At 69.1% G+C, this 18,110-nt stretch carries 17 protein-coding genes; 7 read left to right on the forward strand and 10 right to left on the reverse strand.

The window, feature by feature from the left end; genetic code table 11:
• Nucleotides 1–83: 83 nt before the first annotated feature.
• Nucleotides 84–215, reverse strand: a complete 132-nt coding sequence (locus DEIPH_RS20855; protein ID WP_267134657.1) for a hypothetical protein — start codon at nt 213–215, stop codon at nt 84–86.
• A gap of 197 nt (nt 216–412) precedes the next feature.
• Complete coding sequence (locus tag DEIPH_RS15355) at nt 413–2,944, reverse strand: BamA/OMP85 family outer membrane protein (protein ID WP_034359798.1); 2,532 nt, start codon at nt 2,942–2,944, stop codon at nt 413–415.
• Between the two features lie 297 nt (nt 2,945–3,241).
• On the opposite strand from DEIPH_RS15355, the gene DEIPH_RS15360 reads away from it, so the two are divergent.
• The gene (locus tag DEIPH_RS15360) at nt 3,242–3,931 is read left to right on the forward strand and encodes a YggS family pyridoxal phosphate enzyme (RefSeq protein ID WP_034359800.1); all 690 of its coding nucleotides are present in this window, start codon (nt 3,242–3,244) and stop codon (nt 3,929–3,931) included.
• Nucleotides 3,928–4,722 carry a DivIVA domain-containing protein gene (locus DEIPH_RS18905; protein WP_051517430.1) on the forward strand — a complete coding sequence of 265 codons (795 nt, stop codon included), beginning with the start codon at nt 3,928–3,930 and terminating at the stop codon, nt 4,720–4,722. Before DEIPH_RS15360 ends, DEIPH_RS18905 begins: the two co-directional genes overlap by 4 nt.
• 62 nt (nt 4,723–4,784) lie before the next feature.
• On the opposite strand, the gene DEIPH_RS15370 is transcribed toward DEIPH_RS18905, so the two are convergent.
• The 4 genes from DEIPH_RS15370 to DEIPH_RS15385 form a co-directional block, all read right to left on the reverse strand.
• On the reverse strand, nt 4,785–5,774 hold the full coding sequence (locus tag DEIPH_RS15370; RefSeq protein ID WP_081790945.1) for a potassium channel family protein: 990 nt from the start codon (nt 5,772–5,774) through the stop codon (nt 4,785–4,787).
• A gap of 353 nt (nt 5,775–6,127) precedes the next feature.
• Entirely contained in the window at nt 6,128–6,829 is a 702-nt protein-coding gene (locus tag DEIPH_RS15375; protein ID WP_051517431.1) for a hypothetical protein, read from the reverse strand.
• Nucleotides 6,826–7,599 carry an alpha/beta hydrolase gene (locus DEIPH_RS18910; protein ID WP_161636079.1) on the reverse strand — a complete coding sequence of 258 codons (774 nt, stop codon included), beginning with the start codon at nt 7,597–7,599 and terminating at the stop codon, nt 6,826–6,828. The genes DEIPH_RS15375 and DEIPH_RS18910 overlap by 4 nt, the downstream gene beginning before the upstream one ends.
• Before the next feature lie 44 nt (nt 7,600–7,643).
• Nucleotides 7,644–7,847 carry a helix-turn-helix domain-containing protein gene (locus tag DEIPH_RS15385; RefSeq protein ID WP_034359803.1) on the reverse strand — a complete coding sequence of 68 codons (204 nt, stop codon included), beginning with the start codon at nt 7,845–7,847 and terminating at the stop codon, nt 7,644–7,646.
• A gap of 517 nt (nt 7,848–8,364) precedes the next feature.
• Here DEIPH_RS15385 and DEIPH_RS15390 point away from each other — a divergent pair.
• Nucleotides 8,365–9,315 carry a leishmanolysin-related zinc metalloendopeptidase gene (locus tag DEIPH_RS15390; RefSeq protein WP_051517433.1) on the forward strand — a complete coding sequence of 317 codons (951 nt, stop codon included), beginning with the start codon at nt 8,365–8,367 and terminating at the stop codon, nt 9,313–9,315.
• Between the two features lie 245 nt (nt 9,316–9,560).
• On the forward strand, nt 9,561–10,331 hold the full coding sequence (locus DEIPH_RS15395) for a DUF554 family protein (protein WP_034359805.1): 771 nt from the start codon (nt 9,561–9,563) through the stop codon (nt 10,329–10,331).
• A 114-nt stretch (nt 10,332–10,445) separates the two neighbouring features.
• Here the strand turns inward: DEIPH_RS15395 and DEIPH_RS19975 are convergent, their stop codons facing one another.
• Entirely contained in the window at nt 10,446–10,841 is a 396-nt protein-coding gene (locus DEIPH_RS19975; RefSeq protein ID WP_152544984.1) for a hypothetical protein, read from the reverse strand.
• Between the two features lie 213 nt (nt 10,842–11,054).
• On the opposite strand from DEIPH_RS19975, the gene DEIPH_RS15405 reads away from it, so the two are divergent.
• On the forward strand, nt 11,055–12,296 hold the full coding sequence (locus tag DEIPH_RS15405; protein ID WP_034359807.1) for a DUF4384 domain-containing protein: 1,242 nt from the start codon (nt 11,055–11,057) through the stop codon (nt 12,294–12,296).
• A 417-nt stretch (nt 12,297–12,713) separates the two neighbouring features.
• On the opposite strand, the gene nspC is transcribed toward DEIPH_RS15405, so the two are convergent.
• Nucleotides 12,714–13,934, reverse strand: coding sequence for a carboxynorspermidine decarboxylase (gene nspC, locus DEIPH_RS15410; RefSeq protein ID WP_034359809.1), 1,221 nt, complete (start codon nt 13,932–13,934; stop codon nt 12,714–12,716).
• A gap of 50 nt (nt 13,935–13,984) precedes the next feature.
• Here nspC and DEIPH_RS15415 point away from each other — a divergent pair, with 50 nt between their 5' ends.
• A complete protein-coding gene (locus tag DEIPH_RS15415; protein ID WP_034359811.1) occupies nt 13,985–14,332 on the forward strand; it encodes a VOC family protein in 348 nt (115 codons plus the stop codon).
• Between the two features lie 48 nt (nt 14,333–14,380).
• Here DEIPH_RS15415 and DEIPH_RS15420 read toward each other — a convergent pair whose 3' ends face one another.
• Both DEIPH_RS15420 and rpe read right to left on the reverse strand, forming a co-directional pair.
• Nucleotides 14,381–15,106 (reverse strand): 2-phosphosulfolactate phosphatase, encoded by a 726-nt coding sequence (locus DEIPH_RS15420; protein ID WP_034359813.1) that lies wholly within the window; start codon nt 15,104–15,106, stop codon nt 14,381–14,383.
• On the reverse strand, nt 15,103–15,804 hold the full coding sequence (gene rpe / locus DEIPH_RS15425; RefSeq protein WP_267134658.1) for a ribulose-phosphate 3-epimerase: 702 nt from the start codon (nt 15,802–15,804) through the stop codon (nt 15,103–15,105). The genes DEIPH_RS15420 and rpe overlap by 4 nt, the downstream gene beginning before the upstream one ends.
• A 102-nt stretch (nt 15,805–15,906) precedes the next feature.
• Here rpe and scpA point away from each other — a divergent pair, with 102 nt between their 5' ends.
• Nucleotides 15,907–18,072, forward strand: coding sequence for a methylmalonyl-CoA mutase (gene scpA, locus DEIPH_RS15430; RefSeq protein ID WP_034359817.1), 2,166 nt, complete (start codon nt 15,907–15,909; stop codon nt 18,070–18,072).
• The last annotated feature ends 38 nt before the right edge of the window (nt 18,073–18,110 follow it).

Raw genomic sequence — 18,110 nt, forward strand, 5'->3', positions numbered from 1 at the left:
ATGTGAGCGCGGGGAACCACAAAAAAACGCCCATGCCTGGGCGGGGAGCGGGGCAAAGAAGGGGGCAACCGGGGGAGAGAGGCTTAGTTCAGGGCGTGCAGGAGCGCCGCCGGGCCGGTGAGGAAGGTGCCGAGGGCCGCAATCAGCACGGCCACCTCACCTATCTTCACTGGCTTTCGCGGGCGCTTGGGTTTATCCTTACGGTGTTGGGCCATAAGGATTCACCTCCTTTCCGCACCCGGAACGCAACTCCGGGTGCTTTCGCGTATTCCCGTGTTGCGCCCCCCCTCCCGGTTGTCATGCACCCCGTCCCAAATGGGACAACGTGAGTCCAGCTCATCCCGTGAGCCTGCCCCACAACCAAAAAGAGAGGCAGGCCCCGTAAGGCCCACCTCTCCCCTTCCTGCGCGCTTTAGAAGAAGTTCCCGATGCGGAAGTAGAACTTGCCGGTGCCGTTCTGGGGGCTGTAGCCGTAATCGAAGCGCAGGCTGGGAAGGCGTGCGCCGCCCAGGCCCAGGTTGAGCTGGACACCCGCGCCGACGCCGTACTTCAGGCTGAGCGCCTCGCCGTCGTTCCAGGCGTCTCCCGCGTCCGCGAAGACCACACCGTACAGGCCCTGGGTAAAGGAGTTGGTGAGGTTGAAGTCGTAGCGGTACTCGGCGCTGGCGGTGAAGTAGTTGGTGCCGAACAGCTGGTTGTTGTCCAGGCCGCGAATCTGGTAGGCCGCCGCCGGGGAGCTGCCGCCGCCCACGCTGTAGCCGGTGCCGGTCGGCGCGTTGCCGTTGATGGTCCCGGCGTTGGCGCGCACCGCGAAGGCCTGCTGGCGGGTCTGGACGCCCAGGCCCTTGTCGAGCGTGCGGCCCAGGCCCAGGTAGGTGCTCGCGCCGCCCTGCACGTCGGTCCAGCTGACCGGGTTGCTGCCCGAGGCGCCGAAGTTGTACGAGGCGTCAGTGTTGGCGCGCACGCCCCGGCTGGGGAATTCGGCATTGTCGGTGCTGTCGTAGTTCAGGCTACCGCTGAAGCTGGTGGTGCGGGTGGTGGGCGTGAGCAGCGCCGTCCCCTGCTCGTCGGTGGTGGTGCTGGTCTCGTCGCCCTTGAGCGGTTCGAGGAAGTACGTGCGGTAGCTGAAGCCGGTGCCCAGCGAGGCCGACAGGTTGCGGGTGATGTTGCGCCCGGCCCGCACGCTGAAACCGCTGGTGCGGACGGTGTACTGGCGGCCCGTGTCCACGGCGGTCCCGCTGCTCTTGTCCATCAGGGCCAGGTTGCCCGCCACCTGGCTGCCCACCTGCACGCCCAGGCTGGTGGGGTTGGTGCGGAAGTCCAGGAAGTTCAGGTCCAGCCAGGGAATCGTGTAGGAGACGCTCCCCACCAGGTTCTGCTTGGCGTCGTTCTGCTGCGCGCCCGCACTGATCGCGAAGTTGTGGCCCAGGCCAAAGGCGTTGGGGTTGCTGTACGCCGCGTCCCCAGCAAAGCCCGTCATGCTGTCGTACGCGAGGCCCAGGCTGATCGGAATGCCCTGGTTGCTCTCGGCCACGGTCAGGACGTAGGTCACGCTCTCGGGGTTCTGCGGATCGCTGCGGACATTCTCGCCCACGACCTGCACGTAGCCCAGGCGGCTCACGCGGGCCAGCCCGGCACGCAGGTCGGTGAGGTTGAAGAGGCCCCCGGCGGCGGGCAGCTCGCGCAGCACCACACGGTCCTTGGTGTTGTGCTTGCCCTGCCACTGGAGTTCGTAGCCCGCGAGCTTCACCTCGCGGATGTTGAAGGTGAGGGTGCCCTCATTGAAGGTCAGGGCGTCGCGGGTGCTGATCTCGTAGCCGGCCTTGCGGTAGGCGTCGCGCACGGCCAGGAAGTCCTCCTGCGCGAGCTGCGGGGAATACACGTCGCCCACCTTGGTCTTGAGGGCGGCGGCCAGGGTCGCGGTGGGCACCTGCGTGTTGCCCTTGAACACGATCTGCTTGACCGGCCCGCTCGCCACGTCGGCGGCCCCGAAGTACACCGCGACCTGACCAGCATTCTGCGGATCGGCCTGGAGCGCGAAGCCCACCGGCATCCCGGTCTTGTTGGAGAGGGCGCGCACGTCGGCCCGCAGCCGCTCCAGCGAGAGGGGCTGCCCCACCTTGGTCTGGAGGGTCACGCCCGCCGCGTCCACGCCGTCGAAGTTCACGCTGGCGGCCCGGCCCTCGACCACGCGCACCTTCAGCACGCCGCCCTCCAGGGTGCTGGCCTGCACGTTCACGCCGCTCTGGACGAATCCGGCAGCGTCATACGCCTGCTGAAGCTGCTGCACCGCGTTGTAGTAGGCGGGCACCGTGAACTTCTTGGCGTCGTAGAGGGGCTTGAAGATATCGGTGACGGTCTGCGCGGGCAGCAGCGACACGCCCTCGACCTCGACGCGCTTGAGGGGCGCCGTCTCGTCCACCACGAAGCTCACGGCGACGGTGCCGTCCTTGTTCGTCTTGGTGGTGGCGCTGATGCTGGGCGTGAAGGGGAAGCCCTCGGAGCGGTAGTTCTGGGCCAGGGCTTCCTTGGCCTGATCGAGCCGCTGGGTATTCAGGGTGGCTCCGGGCGCGATGTTCAGCAGTTCGCCGATGCTCTTTTTGAAGGCGTCGGCGGGCAAAAAGGTCAGGCCGGTCGCGTCCACCGTCGCAATGGTGGGGTTGGGGGCCACCGTGATGACCAGCGTGTCGCGGCCACCGACGGTCCGCAGCTCGGCGGTCGCGGTCCTGAAAAAGCCGGTCGCCAGCACGTCCTGCTCGACCTGCCGCAGATTCACGCTGGAGAGGGCCGCGCCGGGCTGAATGCTCAGGACGGTGCGGACGTAATTCGAGAGCAGATCGCTGGTGCCGTTGACCACCACGTCCTGCACGGTCCCGGCCTGCTGCGCCAGGGCGACGGGGGCCGCGAGGAAGAGGGTGAGGGCGAGCGTATGAGGGTGTCGCATGCGTCTCCTAGTGTTGCACAGGCGCGGAAACTCCCCCGCACGAAAACAAGCTGGCGGGGGCACCTGGCAAGTGCCTTACCTCACCTTTCCTGCTGCGCCGCTGAGAAGGGTGAAGGAATGTTGACGAGGCATCCACCTCTCGCCGCCGCCGGGGGGCTTCCCGCCTGGACTTGAGTGCCGCGCCCGGACAGGCCACAATGCCCGGCGTGAAGCACAACGGAAAGAGGACCGGATGAAGGGGGAACGCACGTCCCTTCGGAAAGGGCCGGGCCGCACCACGAGAAGGGGACAGGCCGCGTGAGTCTGCCGGAAGTTCTGGCCGGCATCCGCGCGGCCGAGGAGCGGGCGGGCCGCGCGCCGGGCAGCGTGCGCCTGGTGGCCGTGACCAAGGGCCAGGACCCGGACGCCATTCGCGGCCACGTGCTGCGGTATGCGGCCCTCCAGCCGGGCGGCTTTCCGCTGGGCGAGGGCCGCGCGCAGGAACTGCGGGACAAGGCGGCGCAGATGACCGGCCCCGACTGGACCAGCCCCGAGTCGCCCGGGCTGGAGTGGCACTACATCGGGCCGCTGCAACTGAACAAGGTCAAATACATGCGCCCCGTGACCCTGATCCACGCGCTGGAGGACGTGCGGCAGGCCCAGGCTCTGGCAGACGCCGCCGCGAAGTGGGGCCGCGCACCGGACGTGCTGCTGCAACTGCACAACGGCGAGGCCCAGAAACACGGCATTCACCCGCAGGACCTCCGCAGCGTCTACGCTGAGGTGGTGCAGACCGGCCTGAACGTGCGGGGCCTGATGGTGATGGCCCCCGACCTCGGGGACGCCGCGGCGGCAACGGAAGCGGCCCGGCAGGTGTTCAGGGACGCGGCCCGGCGTGCCCACGATCTGGGCCTCCCGGAACTCAGCATGGGCATGAGCGGCGACTACCCGGTCGCCATCGAGAGCGGCGCGACCCTGGTGCGCGTCGGAAGGAGTCTTTTTATATGAGCCAGTCCCCACTGCATCCGTCCGCCACCAACCAGCCCCTCACGCCCCTGGATATCGGCCACCGGCAGTTTCCCGGCCGCCCCGGCGGGTACGACCGCGCCAGCGTCCGCACCTTTCTGGGGCAGGTCGCCGACCAGCTCGAAGCCCTGCTGCACGAGCGGCAGGACCTGCGCGCCCGCGTGACCGAACTGGAGCGTGAACTCGACGAGCGCCGCCAGGCCGAGGACGAGATTCGCCGCGCGGTGGTCGCCGCTGAGCGCATCGGGCACGACCTGCGCGAGAACGCGACCCGCCAGTGCGAGCTGATGATCGAGCAGGCCCAGACCCAGCGCGACGGCGTGGAGCGCGACGCCGCTGCCCGCCTCACCGAGACCGAGGCCCAGCATCAGGCGCGGATGCAGGAGCTGGAAGCGGCTTTCCGGGGCCGCTTCGCCGACCTCGAACGCGACCACCACCAGCTCACGCTGGAACGCGACCGCGCGCATGCCGAACGCACGGTTTATCTGGAACGCGCCTTCGGTGAGCGGCACGCCGATCTGACGGCCCGCCTCAGCGCCGTGCGGGGCGAGTACGCCCAATTTGTCAGCCAGTACCGCGCCCTGATGCAGTCCTTTACCGAACTCAGCGCCCGGCACCTGCCCGCCGGGGACGATCTGCCGCTGCCGAATGCCACGTTGCCCCTGGGCACGGCCCCGGCAGGTCTGGCCCTCGACGCGCCGCCAGCGGGCGAGGACCGTCCGGCAGAGCGGCCCGCCGACCTCGCCCGCCTTGAGGAGCAGTCCTTCGTCTGATCCGGGAGGGCCGGCCCTCCTCTGCGGTTCACCGTTCAGCTCGCGGCATCCGGGCGCGCCCTTCAGGTTTCCACCGCCTGCCAGTCGAAGCCGCCGCGCTCGGTCATGGCCCGCAGCAGACTGCGGCGATCCCCCAGGGCCGCGAGGGCCGCGTGAACCTCGGTGTCGGGGCGCACCGGCAGTCCGGCGGCCCGCAGCGGCGCGAGGTCGGGGAAGGGAGGCGGGACGGGTGCGCGCCCGCCGTACACCCGGCGGTAGGTGTCCAGCACGCTGGAGATGGACGACCGCAGGATCCTCAGCCCCCTGGGCGGCGGGAGGTCCAGGGCGTGCTCGATCAGGGTCAGGGCCTCGTCGAGGGCGGGCAGCGCCAGTTCCAGGGACTCCTGGGGGTGGCGGTCGTGAAAGCGGAACAGGGCGGGCGTGTTCTTGTGCTGGGCATCCAGGGCATTCAGATCATCCCGCACGTCCCCGATCAAGCCGGCCAGGCCCTCCGGATGATCGTGCCAGGCGGTCAGAATCAGGCCCTGCGCGGTGCCCCCCCAGCTGTGCAGCCGCAGCGCCACAATGCGCCGGTCGGCCTGGGCCTGCGCGGTGGGCACGATAAACGAGATGGCGAACGTGAACAGGAAAAAGCCGTTCAGCGCGGCCACGTCGGTCAGCAGGCGCCACCCGTTGCCCAGCGGTTTGAGGTCCCCCAGGCCCAGCGTGGCGAGGGTATAGCCCACGAAGTACAGCACGTCCCAGGGGTCGGCGGGTGTGCCGGTTGAGGACCCCACCAGTTCCCCCTGCCCCGACCAGAACACCAGCGCCCAGCCCACCCAGGTCAGGAGTGCCCAGAACAGAAAGGTGCCGACCACCAGCAGACTGCCCGACCAGGCCAGCAGGGTGCGGCGGCCCGTCACGCCCGCGAGCCACCGGACGGCGGCGTACAGCGGGCGGTGAATCATCCACGCGAGGCGGCCCTCGCCGGATTGCAGGCTGCTGGCGAGTACATCGAGCAGCGCCGCGACAATCAGGACCACTCCGGGAATCCACAGCAGCGCGCGTAGCATTGCGGGCATTCTGTCAGGACGGGGGCCAGCGGCAGCAGGGCTTTCCTTTAACCCTCTCCCGGCGCGGCCAGTCGACATGACCCCCGGGGACAGCGCGCAGGTCTGGGACGTAGGTGCGGCGCGTTCCGGGTCCTGGCCGCCCCTGGAGCCTTTCACCTGCGCGTCTCCCGCAGCCCGGACCGGGCGAGGGCGGGGCGGGAACACGCGGCGATGGCGTCGGCATTGGCGGAAGGGCTTCCCACGCCGGTTCTCCTGACCACCCGTTCATTCACCCGCCGCCTTATCTCCCGTTCCAAACGCAGCGGGCGCCCCGGGCACTGACCTGAAGCGGCCTGCCTCAGCGCCCGATCAGCTCAGCGTCCGGTCTGCTCAGTATCCGGGGCGAAAGGAACGAGCCAGATCCGTCCCAGCTCTCCCGCCACGGCCTGTGCAGCCGCTTCCTCCTCGCGGCCCAGCGCCAGTAGCGCCACCACACAGGCTGGGCTGCGGGGGAGGCTGCGGGCCAGGGCCTTGGCCGCGGTGCGCCCCGCTTTCTCGCGGCTGCCCAGCGCCGCCTGCGCGTGGGCGAGAACGGCCAGCAGATAGGCGTCGGCCTCCTGCCCGGTCAGTTCGGCGACCTTGAGACCTTCGGCCAGGGCGCGGAGGGCAGCCCTCGGGTCCGGGGAAAGCAGGACTTCCCCGAGCAGGGTCGCGGCGGCGACGAGCGCCCCGGCGTCCCCCTCCGTGCGGGCGAGGGACCGGGCGCGGCGGGCCAGGTCGGGAGCCTGCGCCGGCCTGGCCTGCCAGGTCACGCGGGCACGCAGCAGGGCGGGGCGGGCGGTGTCCGGCTGGCCTTCCAGCGTGGCGAGGGCTTCGGCGGGCTGGCCCAGCCGCAGGTGCGCGGCGGCGAGCGTGAGGGGATCGTCGGCCCAGCGGACCGCCAGCGTGGGCCGACCGAGGTGCAGGGCCAGTGCCGCGCCCTGGGACCGTTCGGCAGGCGCCAGGGCACGCAAGGCGGCGAGGGCCGCCGGGTCGTCCCGCCTGTCCAGCGCCTCCTGCACGGCAGCCAGACTCACGCCCGGTCCGCCAGAAGTGCCCCGAAAGCGCGCAGGACGCCGGGCAACTGCGCCGCCCAGGTGCATTCGTCATGCCCGCCGGGGGTGACGCTCAGGGTGGCCTGCGCTCCCCGTCCGGTCAGGACGGCGTGCAGGGCACGGGTCTCCTCTACCTGCCGGGCGGAGGCGGCGGGCCTGTCCCCCTCGGCATCTCCGGTGGTCAGGTGGTACGTCTGCCCCCAGCGCGGATTCACGCGGGCCGCGTCCCGCAGCGCCGCGCGGTCCGCCCACCACACGCTGGGCGACAGCACGCCCAGGAAGCCGAAGGTAGAGGGGAAGCGCAAACCGGCCTCCAGGGCGAGCAGGCCGCCCAGGCTGCTGCCGATCAGGGCGGTGTGCCGTTGCCCGGCCAGGGTGCGGAAGCGGGCGTCCACCCAGGGCTTCACGGCTTCCACCAGGGCGCGCAGGGTCGTCGCCCCGTTTCCTCCGCCATGACGGGAATCGGGCCGCACGGTGTACTCCGGGATACGCGCTTCGCTGCCGTGCGGCAGGGCCACCAGCAGCAGTTCCAGCCCCTTCGCGGCGAGGGCTGCTCCCGCGAGGTCGGCCTTCCAGCTGCCGTGCGGTATCCCAGGCCCGAACACGTTCTGCCCGTCGAGGAGGTACGCGACCGGGAGGGGCCGCCCGCTTCTCTGGTAGTCAGGCGGCAACCAGACCTTCACCTCACGGCGGGTATCCAGCGCGGGCCAGGGCACGAGCAAGGTCTGAACGGTGCCCGGAGCGGCCTGCATGCCTGCCAGCATAGCGGGCGGCCCGCTCACCGCCTTCAGGAAGGTCAGGCGCTCAGGCCGAAATCCAGACCCAGGAAGCGCCACAGTGAGCGCCGGGGCACACGCAGGCCGCTGGGATGTTCGACCGCGCCGAGGCGGCCGTCACGAATCCAGCGGCGGACGGTGCGTTCATGGGTTCCGGTGAAGTCGGCGACCTCGCGGACCTTCAGGAGCTTGGGGAGCGTCTGGAACTGTTCGGTGAGCGTCAAGGGAACCTCCGAAAAGCACGCGGGGCCACCCGAAAGGCAGCCCCGACGACGTTCTGAATGGTGACCGGCCAGCGGCGCCTCTGGACCCCCACCACCCAGGAGTGGGAGGGACACCGGACGAGCAGAGAAGCCAGTCAACTTGACGGCAGGGTACCACGCCCACCGTCAGGGCGCGGTCAAGAGTAAAGGTCCGCTTAGACCCCCGGGGCGGCGGCCAGACGACCGGGTAAGACAAAGGGGCCAGACAAAGGGGCAAGGGGCAAAGGTGCCTGAGCTGTGAGCAGGCGGTGCGGGCGCGGCAGCCCTCCTCACTGCCGGGGATTCGGAGAGAGCCGAGCAGAACGGCTCTTTTCCGTCCTCCTCCGGCCCATCACACCTGCGGCTCTAGCCTGCGGGCGTTCCCAATCTGGTCGCCACCCTCCCCACAACGCCCTCCGGGGCGTCCGGCAGGAGAGGGGGCCGGGTTGCCCGGACCTTTCCCGCCCACCCCAGTTTCCCGCACCGCCCCGGAGGCCCCATGACCCGACTGACCCTGACCGCCGCCACCCTCGCCCTCACCGCCCTGCTCGCGTCCTGCGGCAGCAACGGCACCACGACCACGAATGCCAGCGTGCCCGCGGATCAGACCAGCGCCGCACCGACGCTGAATGTCGCCTCGCTGCCCGTGGACCCCTACGTGAAGACCAGCGGGCTTCAGGAGCAGGCCACCGAGCCTTACAACATCACCCTGAAGTTCGCGGCAGGCAGCTCGACCAGCGTGGTGAACGCGATGAACGCCGCCGCGAGCCGCTGGCAGCGCGTAATCACCCAGGGCCTGCCCAGCGCCAGTGCCAACATTCCCGCCGGAGCCTGCGGCAGCAACGCGGCTTACTCGGGGACCATCGACGACATCCTGGTGTTCACGGGCAACACCAACATCGACGGCCCCGGCGGCATCCTGGCCCAGAGCGGCCCGTGCAGCATCCGCAGTGCCAGCGGCCTGACCACCTATTCCACGCTGGTGTTCGACACCGCCGACCTCTCGCAGTTCAGCAGCCAGCTGGCCGACATCGCCGTCCACGAGCTGGGGCACTCGCTGGGCATCGGGTCGCTGTGGTCGACGTTCGGTCTGGTGAGCGGCGTGGGCACCACCAACCCGGTCTACCGCGGCAGCAACGGCGTGCGCGAGTACCGCGCGTTCGGCGGCACACTCTCCACCGTGCCCGTGGAGAACCAGGGCGGCCAGGGCACGGCGGGCGCCCACTGGCGCGAGACGACCTTCAAGACCGAGCTGATGACCGGGTACCTCAACAGCGGCGTCGTGAACCCCCTCTCGCGCATGAGCGTCGGCTCGCTTCAGGACATGGGCTACGCCGTGAACTACGCCGCCGCCGACAGCTACAGCCTGCTGGCCGGGCAGAGCGCCGCCGAGGCCCTGCACCTCGGGGACCACGAGCAGGTCATCACGCCCAGGTACCGCAGCGAGTAACCGCCGCCAGTTCCACTTCCTCCGGGTCCGCCCTCACCTCGCGTGGGGGCGGCGCCTTTTGACGCTAGAGCATTTGTCCGAATTACACCGCCCTGGGGAAAGCGCCTCCAACGGTTCCATTCTCCCAAACGCTCTCCCTCTTTCACTCGCTGTCTTGTGCAGAACGGACGCCCTTGAGGACGCCTGCCCGCCCGCTCGGTCAAAAAGAAGGTCTCTTTTTGACAAATGCTCTAGGGTGAGCACCGATGAGCCTGCTCGCGCAACTGTCCGGCACCCTGATCAACGTCACGACCGTCTTGCTGGGGACGCTGCTGGGTCTCACGCTCGGCGGACGGCTGCCCGAGCGCACGCAACGCACGCTGCTGCAAACCCTCTCACTGGTCACGCTGTTCATCGCACTGGACATGGCCGGCAGCCTGAACCGGGTGGCGGGCGGCAACATTCCCGGCGTGATTCTGGCGCTGGTGGCGCTGGCGCTGGGCGCAGTGATCGGGGAGGCGCTGGGCATCGAGGAGGGCCTAGCGCGTCTGGGCGAGACGCTCAAGCGGCGCTTCCGGGGCGGGGGCCGCTTCACGGAAGGCTTCGTGGCGGCCAGCCTGCTGTTCTGCATCGGCCCGATGACGGTGGTGGGCGGGCTGCAAAACGGCCTGACCGGGGACTCGTCCACCTACGTCCTGAAAAGCACGCTGGACGGCATCGCGGCGCTGGCGCTGGCGGGAGCCTACGGCATCGGCGTGGGCTTCAGTGCGCTGACGGTACTGGTGCTGCAAGGCGGGATCAGCCTGGCGGCGGGGGCCTTCGCGGCGGGCCTGCTGGGCGGGGCCGACCCCGGCGTGCTGAAAACCAATCCCTACGTTCTGCTGATCACCGGTATGGGCGGGCTGATTATCGCGGGCATCTCCTGGAACCTGATGCTGGCGGGGCTGGGCTGGGAAGACCGCCGGGTCCGGGTCGGGAGCATGCTGCCCGCCCTGCTGCTGGGGCCGCTGGCGCTGTGGGTGGCGGGGAGGTTGTAGGAGGCTGTAGATCGTGGGATGCGGGGTGTCGGGGCTTTAGCCAAAGCTCCAGCTTGCCCAGCACCGGGGCGAGCCTGACACGGCCCTTTCTGCGACCGTCCCACCGCTTCCGGCCTACTGCGCCGCCTTCACCTGCCTGGCCCACCACACGCCGACCCAGTGACGAAAAGCCGGGTATTTCGCGCCGAGCAGCACGCGCACCTTGCGGTCCTTTTCCACCCGCATGGCGGCGATCCGGGCATTCAGGCTCGCGGCCTCCTGGCGTCCGATCACGTGCCGGCCCGCTTCCCCGTAAGCCGCCTCACGCTGGGCCAGGCGGCGCAGGCCCGCGACCTGGAACGGGGTCAGGGCCAGGGCACGGGTGAGGGCCGCGCCGTCCGCACGCCCCGAGGGCAGGATGAAGAGGCGCACCAGCACCGGGCTGGCCGGCCAGGGGTCGGCCGTGGTGGGCGCAGCGTGCGCACCCAGGGGCAGGGCCGTCAGGGCGAGGGCGAGCAGCAGGCGGGACATACGGGACAGGGTAAAGCGGCACCCATCGTCACCGACAGCCCACCCCCGAAACGTCACGCTCTGGTCAGGTCTGGCTCACCCGCCGCCCACCTGGAGGCCAGGAGCTTGAAGGGACGTTCAGGCTCGTGGACCACAGGCTTTTCTAAAGGGCCGCTATCAGTGCTCCGTCAGCTTCGCGGCTTACCTTGTCCCGCATCACAAGGAGGCACCACCATGCGGACGAACCTGAAGGGAATGCTGAGCATGACGGCCCTGCTGGGCCTGAGCGCCGCCACGGTCGCCGGCGCCGGCCCGGCCAAGATCACCGCCCAGAGCATCATCGTGAACCCGGTCGAAACGAAACTGGACGTGCAGGTCTGGGTCAACAAGGACGCCAGCGGGCGCGGCAACCCCGTGTACCGCAAAGGCGAGAGCATCAGCGTGGGCCTGAAGACGAACCAGGACGCCTACGTCTACCTGTTCAACGTGAATGGGAACGGCGTGATCGACCTGTTCTTCCCCAACAGCTACGAGGAGAGCAACTTCGTGCAAGCGGGCGTGACCCGCGTGTTCCCCGCCGACGGCGCGAAGTACACCCTGACGGTCGGCGGCCCCAATGGCCAGGACAAGCTGCTCGCGCTCGCCAGCACCAAACCGCTGAACATCGACGACATCGCCCGCTTCGTGCAGGGGGAGGGCTTTGCACAGGTGAAGGTGAAGGGCCAGGAAAACCTCGCCCGCGCCCTGAGCATCGTGGTCAGCCCACTGCCGGAAGACGGCTGGGTGACGGACGTGGCAACCTTCCGGGTGGGCAACGCGGGCGGCACTGGGGGCGGCGCGACGGGGACCGTGACCGAAACGCCCAGCCAGCCGGCCCCCACGCCGCCTGCCCCGGCGCAGCCCGTCACCCGGATTCAGCCGGGCGAGCGGCAGGACGGCAGCTTCGATCAGGCGATGGTGCAGGCCTACGACCGCCTGAAGGGCAGCGAGTCGCTGGGCGAGGCCAGCGGCTACGCGGCAGGCTGGAGCGACGGCGCATGGCAGAAGTTCAAGGGCGTGGCGGCCTACGGTGACGCCGTGCTGCTGCACGCCAACGGCAGCAGCCGCGCCTACGCCGTGCATGGCCGCCTGCTGGAGCGTTATTTGGCCCTGGCGAGGGCGGAGAACGGCGCGACCCGGCCCCCCTCCCGTCTGGGCTGGGCGGCAGGGGACGAGAAGGTCATTCCGCGCAACAGTTTCGGCACCAGCGGCCTGTACGGCTTCTTCCAGAACGGGGCGCTGTACGGGACCGAGAAATACGGCACCTTCTGGCTGACCGGGCAGGTTCTCAAGACCTACCAGGGCCTGGGCGGGAGCGGCTCTTTCCTGGGCTTCCCCACCCGTGACCAGTACCTGCTCAACGGGGCCTGGGCCGCCGACTTCGAGGGTGGGACGCTGCGCACCGTGAACGGCGCGGTGAAGGTGTACCGCAAGTAACCCGACTTTCCGAGCCGGGGGTGACTGGCTTTTTCCCCGCCCCACCTCCGGCCTGAACCTTCCCGCGTCCCGCACGGGCCGGGTCTGAATCGGCGCGCGAACGGGCGGTGAGTCCCCCCTGACGCGCAACCCTTTCGCCTCTTTCATCCAGACGGGAAACCAGCAGGCGAGCGCCCCAGCCGGGAGTGGTTGGGGCGCTCGCCTGGGTGGCGCTGCGCGCGCTGATAAGGATTCCGGTTAATCAGTGATGAAAGAACTGGTTAACCCGACCGGAGGGAGAAGGAAAAACGGTGACGGATAGGAGTGGAGGCACCGCAGCGGAGCGGAGGGGCCGTAACGGATTATCCGGAATCCGTATGAGCAGGCACCCAGGCACTTCAGCTTTTGCCGCCGCCGGGTTGCTCACGGCTCATGGCCTCAGCTCAGCTTCGCCTTGAACTCCTCGTACCCGAACGCCTTCACGCGCTCATACGTGCCGTCCAGGTGCAGGATGCCGATATCGGGGTGCTTCACGCCGTTGAAAAAAGTCGTCTTGACCATCGTGTAGTGAATCATGTCGTCGAAGACCACCCGGTCCCCGAGATTCAGCGGGTGGTCGAACACGTACTCGCCCACCACGTCCCCGGCGAGACAGGTCGTGCCGCCGATGATGTAGGGGAACCCGGCGGGGGCGTCGGTCGCCTCCCGGTGATCCTGCTCCGGTGGGTCGCCTGCGCCCAGGATGCGCGGGCGGTAGGGCATCTCCAGCACGTCGGGCATGTGGGCACTGACGGAGATGTCGAGCACGGCGATGTCCTTGACATTGTGGACCACGTCCAGCACGCTGCTCACCAGCCAGCCGGTCTGCCAGCCGAAGGCGCTGCCGGGTTCCAGAATCACGTGGACGCCCCACTTCTCGCGGAACTGGCGCACCACCCGGATCAGCCGCGCGATGTCGTAGCCCTCGCGGGTCATCAGGTGGCCGCCGCCGAAGTTGACCCACTTCATGTGCCTCAAATACTCCCCGAAGTTGCGCTCGACGACTTCCAGCGTGCGCTCCAGCGTGTCGCTGTCCTTTTCGCAGAGGGTGTGGAAGTGCAGGCCGTCGATGCCGTCCAGCAGCTCCGGGCGGAACTCGCGGCGCGTCACGCCCAGGCGCGAGAACGGGCCAGCGGGGTTATAGAGGTCCGTCTCGACCTCGGCATATTCGGGGTTCACGCGCAGGCCGACGTGCAGTTCTTTGCCGGCGGCGCGGGCGGCCTCCACCTGCGGCCTGAAGCGTTCCCACTGCGAGAAGGAATTGAACACCAAATGGTCGGCCAGTTCGAGGATGCGCGGAAACTCCGCCTCGCTGTAGGCGGGGGCGTAGACGTGGACCTCGCCCCGCATCTCCTCCTTCGCCAGAAGCGCCTCGTTCAGGCTGCTGGCGGTCGCCCCGGTGATGCCGTACTCGCGCAGCAGCGGGAACACACTCCACATCGCAAAGCCCTTGAAGGCCACGATAATCTGCGCGCCGCTCTCGCGCTGTACGGACTGGATCAGGCTGAGGTTGCGGCGGAGTCGCGATTCGTCGAGGACAAAGGCCGGGCTGGGGATGGCCTGCCAGTCGATCGAGTCCGTGGGGGTCACGGCGGGGAGGTGCAGATCAGAGACGGTCATGGGGAACAGGGTAACGGGTCGGCAGCTGGGGGAAAGGCCATACTGCTCCCATGTTGGGCATCGGTTCCATCGTCTGGGGCGTGCAGGACCTTCCCCGGGCCATCACGTTCTGGACGCAGGCGCTGAACTATCAGTTGCGCGACGAGCCGGACGACGACTGGGCGGTGCTGGTTCCGCGGGAGGGCCACGGCGTGCAACTGGCGCTGAAGCTCGTCACCTCCCAGAAGGCAAAACGGCATCACCTCGACCTGTACGCCGGGGACCAGGCGGCAGAGGTGGAGCGGCTGCTGGCCCTGGGCGCCGGGCAAGTGGACTGGCGGTATGAGCCGGGCGCAGATTACGTGGTGCTGGCCGACCCGGACGGCAACCGCTTCTGCGTGGTTCAAAAGGGCGAATAGACCGCCCCAACCTCCCCACCTCTCCAAGCGACAGGCAACGCGCCCGTCTCACCCCGCCACAAACCGCAGCGCCTCCGGTATCTCCTGTGCCTCGCCCAGAACCGGCACCAGCGTGCTGGTACTCACCTGCGCGGCGTAGCGCACGTCATCGCCCAGGCCCAGGCCGACGAGGTGCTGGCCGTGGCCGCTGCTACCCAGGGCCTCGATGGGGTTGCCCGCGTTGCGGCGCACGGTGAGGGCGATGCGGGTGCCGTCGTCGATGGAAAATTCGCCCATCGCCAGCAGGTACTCGGCCAGCACGCCCGCCGCATACACGTCCTCCAGGCCGACATGCAGATCGGTCCCGGCGCAGACGATGGCGATTTCCTCGGTCGCCAGGGCGCGGGCGCGGCGGGCGGCGGCGTGGGCGTTGGTCAGCGCGGCGAGCAGGACGTGCTTGCCGGTCTGCGCGGCGGTGTGGGCGGCCCCGGTGCCGTTGGTGGTGTTCATCACGACCACCCGGCCCGTGAAGTTCTGGGCGGCGGCCTCGACGGGGCTGTTGCCGAAGTCGAAGCCGGGAATGGGCAGCCCGCCGCGTTCCCCGCCCAGCAGCAGCCCGCCTTCCGGGGCCTCGCCACGCAGCGAGAGCGCGACTTCGGGCGTGGCGGTGAGCAGGAGGGCCTCTGCGCCGCGTTCCAGATACGTGACGGCGGTGGTGGTGGCGCGCAGCACGTCGATGACCAGCACCACGTCGGGGTAGTTGCCGTGCGGCAGCAGGTCCACGCGCAATCTCAAGCCAGCGCCTCCCGCAGACGCCTCAGCCCGGCGTGGGGACCGTCCGGCCCGAAGACACTGCTGCCCGCCACCAGGACCGTCGCGCCCGCGTCCGCCAGCAGGCGGGCATTGGCGGGTGTCACACCGCCGTCCACCTCCAGCTCGGCCTCACTCCCCAGCTCGTCCAGCCAGTGGCGCAGGGTGCGGACACGCTCCACACTCTGGGGAATGAACTTCTGACCGCCGAAGCCGGGGTTCACGCTCATCACCAGCACGAGGTCCACGTCGCCCAGCACGGGTCGCACGGCCTCCAGCGGCGTGCCGGGGTTGAGAGTCACGCCCGCCCGTTTGCCCAGTTCGCGGATCATGCCCACCGCGCGGTGGATATGCTGGGTGGACTCCACATGCACCGTCAGGCCGTCCGCGCCCGCCTCGGCAAAGTCGCGCAGGTAGCGTTCGGGCCGCTCGATCATCAGGTGAACGTCCATGAAGAGGGGGCTGGCGCGGCGGGCGGCGGCCAGGATGGGCAGCCCGAAGGAGATGTTGGGCACGAAGAGGCCGTCCATCACGTCCACGTGCGCCCAGTCAGCGGGACAGTCGGCGTCGGCGAGGCGGCCCAGTTCCTCTCCCATCTGCGTGAAGTCGCAGGAAAGGAGGCTGGGGGCAAGCTTCACACGCCTCGCCGGAGAGGCAGCGGGGGCGGCTGGGTCGGAGATCACGAGCGGCAGTTTAACATTCTCATTTCTGCCGGGCCGGACCTGCTCCGCCTAACGTCCGTTCGTTCGCCACGTGGCATCATGCACACAGACGGAGGAACTGCCATGACCCCACCTGACCTCTCCGCGTGGCTCGACCTTTCTGCCTGGCGGGCGCTGGCGCAAAAGGACCTGCGCGGCGCGGACCCCGAGACGCTGAACCACACGACACCCGAGGGTCTCACCCTCAAGGCCCTGTACACGTCCGCCGACCTGCCCGCAGGCTCGGACACCCTACCTGGCCTGCCGCCCTTCACGCGTGGCCCGCGCGCCACCATGTACGCCGCCCGCCCCTGGACCATTCGCCAGTACGCGGGCTTCTCGACCGCTGAGGAATCGAACGCCTTCTACCGCCGGAATCTGGCGGCGGGACAGAAGGGCCTGAGTGTGGCCTTCGACCTCGCCACGCACCGGGGCTACGACTCCGACCACCCGCGCGTGGTGGGCGACGTGGGCAAGGCGGGGGTGGCGATTGACAGCGTCGAGGACATGAAGATTCTCTTCGACGGGATTCCGCTGAATGAAATGTCGGTCAGCATGACCATGAACGGCGCGGTGCTGCCCGTGCTGGCCGCCTTCATCGTGGCGGGCGAGGAGCAGGGGGTGCCCCGCGCGCAGCTTTCCGGCACCATCCAGAACGACATCCTCAAAGAGTTCATGGTGCGGAACACCTACATCTATCCGCCAGAGCCGTCCATGCGGATTGTGGCGGACATCATCGCCTTCACCGCGCGGGAGATGCCGAAGTTCAACTCCATCTCCATCAGCGGCTACCACTTGCAGGAGGCGGGGGCGAACGCGGCGCTGGAGCTGGCCTACACGCTGGCCGACGGGCTGGAATATGTGCGAGCGGCGCTGGCAAAGGGCCTGAGTGTGGACGAGTTCGCGCCCCGGCTGAGCTTCTTCTTCGCCATCGGGATGAACTTCTATACCGAGATGGCGAAGCTGCGGGCCGCCCGGTTGCTGTGGGACGAAATCATGGCGCAGTTCGGGCCGAAGAACCCCATGAGCCGCGCCCTGCGCACCCACTGTCAGACTTCGGGCTGGTCGCTGACCGAGCAGGACCCGTACAACAACATCATCCGCACAACGATTGAGGCGATGGCGGCGGTCTTCGGCGGCACGCAGAGCCTGCACACCAACGCCTTCGACGAGGCCATCGGCCTGCCTACCGATTTCAGCGCCCGCGTGGCGCGCAATACCCAGCTCGTGATTCAGGAGGAGACGGGCATCCCGCAGGTGGTGGACCCCTGGGGCGGCTCGTACCTGATGGAACGCCTGACCTTCGACCTGGCCGAAAAGGCCCGCGAGCTGATGCGCGAGGTGGAGGAACTGGGCGGCATGGCGAAGGCCATCGAGAGCGGCGTGCCCAAGCTGCGCATCGAGGAATCCGCCGCGCGCAAGCAGGCCCGCATCGACCGCGGCGAGGACGTGATTGTCGGCGTGAACCGGTACCGCACCACCGAGGAGACACCGGTGGAGGTGCTGGACATCGACAACGTGGCCGTGCGTGAGTCGCAGCTTGCCCGCCTGGGCCGCGTGAAGGCGGGGCGCGAACCGGAAGCGGTGGCCCGTGCCCTCGCCGCGCTGGAGGAGGCCGCCCGCACCGGCGAGGGCAACCTGCTGGCCCTCAGCGTGGACGCCATGCGCGCCCGCGCCACCGTGGGCGAGGTCAGCGACGCGCTGGAGCGGGTGTGGGGCCGCCACCGGGCAGAGGTCCGCACCTTATCGGGCGTCTACGCCCAGGGTTATGACGGCGACGAGGGCTTCGCGGCCCTTCAGAACGAGATTGAAGCCTTTGCCGAGGCCGAAGGCCGCCGCCCCCGCATCCTGGTCGTGAAGATGGGCCAGGACGGGCACGACCGGGGCGCGAAGGTGATCGCCACAGGCTTTGCCGACCTGGGCTTCGACGTGGACGTCGGCCCTCTCTTCCAGACGCCGGAGGAGGCCGCGCGGCAGGCGGTGGAAAATGACGTTCACGTCATCGGCGTGAGCAGCCAGGCCGCCGGACACCGGACGCTGATTCCGCAACTGATCGGGGCGCTGCGCGAGGAGGGCGCGGGCGACATTCTGGTCGTGGCGGGCGGCGTGATTCCGCAGCAGGACTATGCGGCGCTGCGGGCGGCGGGGGTGGCGGGCATCTTCGGGCCGGGCACGCCGATTCTGCATTCGGCGCGGGAAGTGCTGGGGCTGCTGCGGGAACGCCAGCAGGAGACGCCCCTCACACCCTGAGGACACCCGTGAAAGAACGGTGAGCCTGTCTCCCCCGG

Origin of the sequence: Deinococcus phoenicis (genome assembly GCF_000599865.1) — a bacterium.
Lineage (GTDB): Bacteria > Deinococcota > Deinococci > Deinococcales > Deinococcaceae > Deinococcus > Deinococcus phoenicis.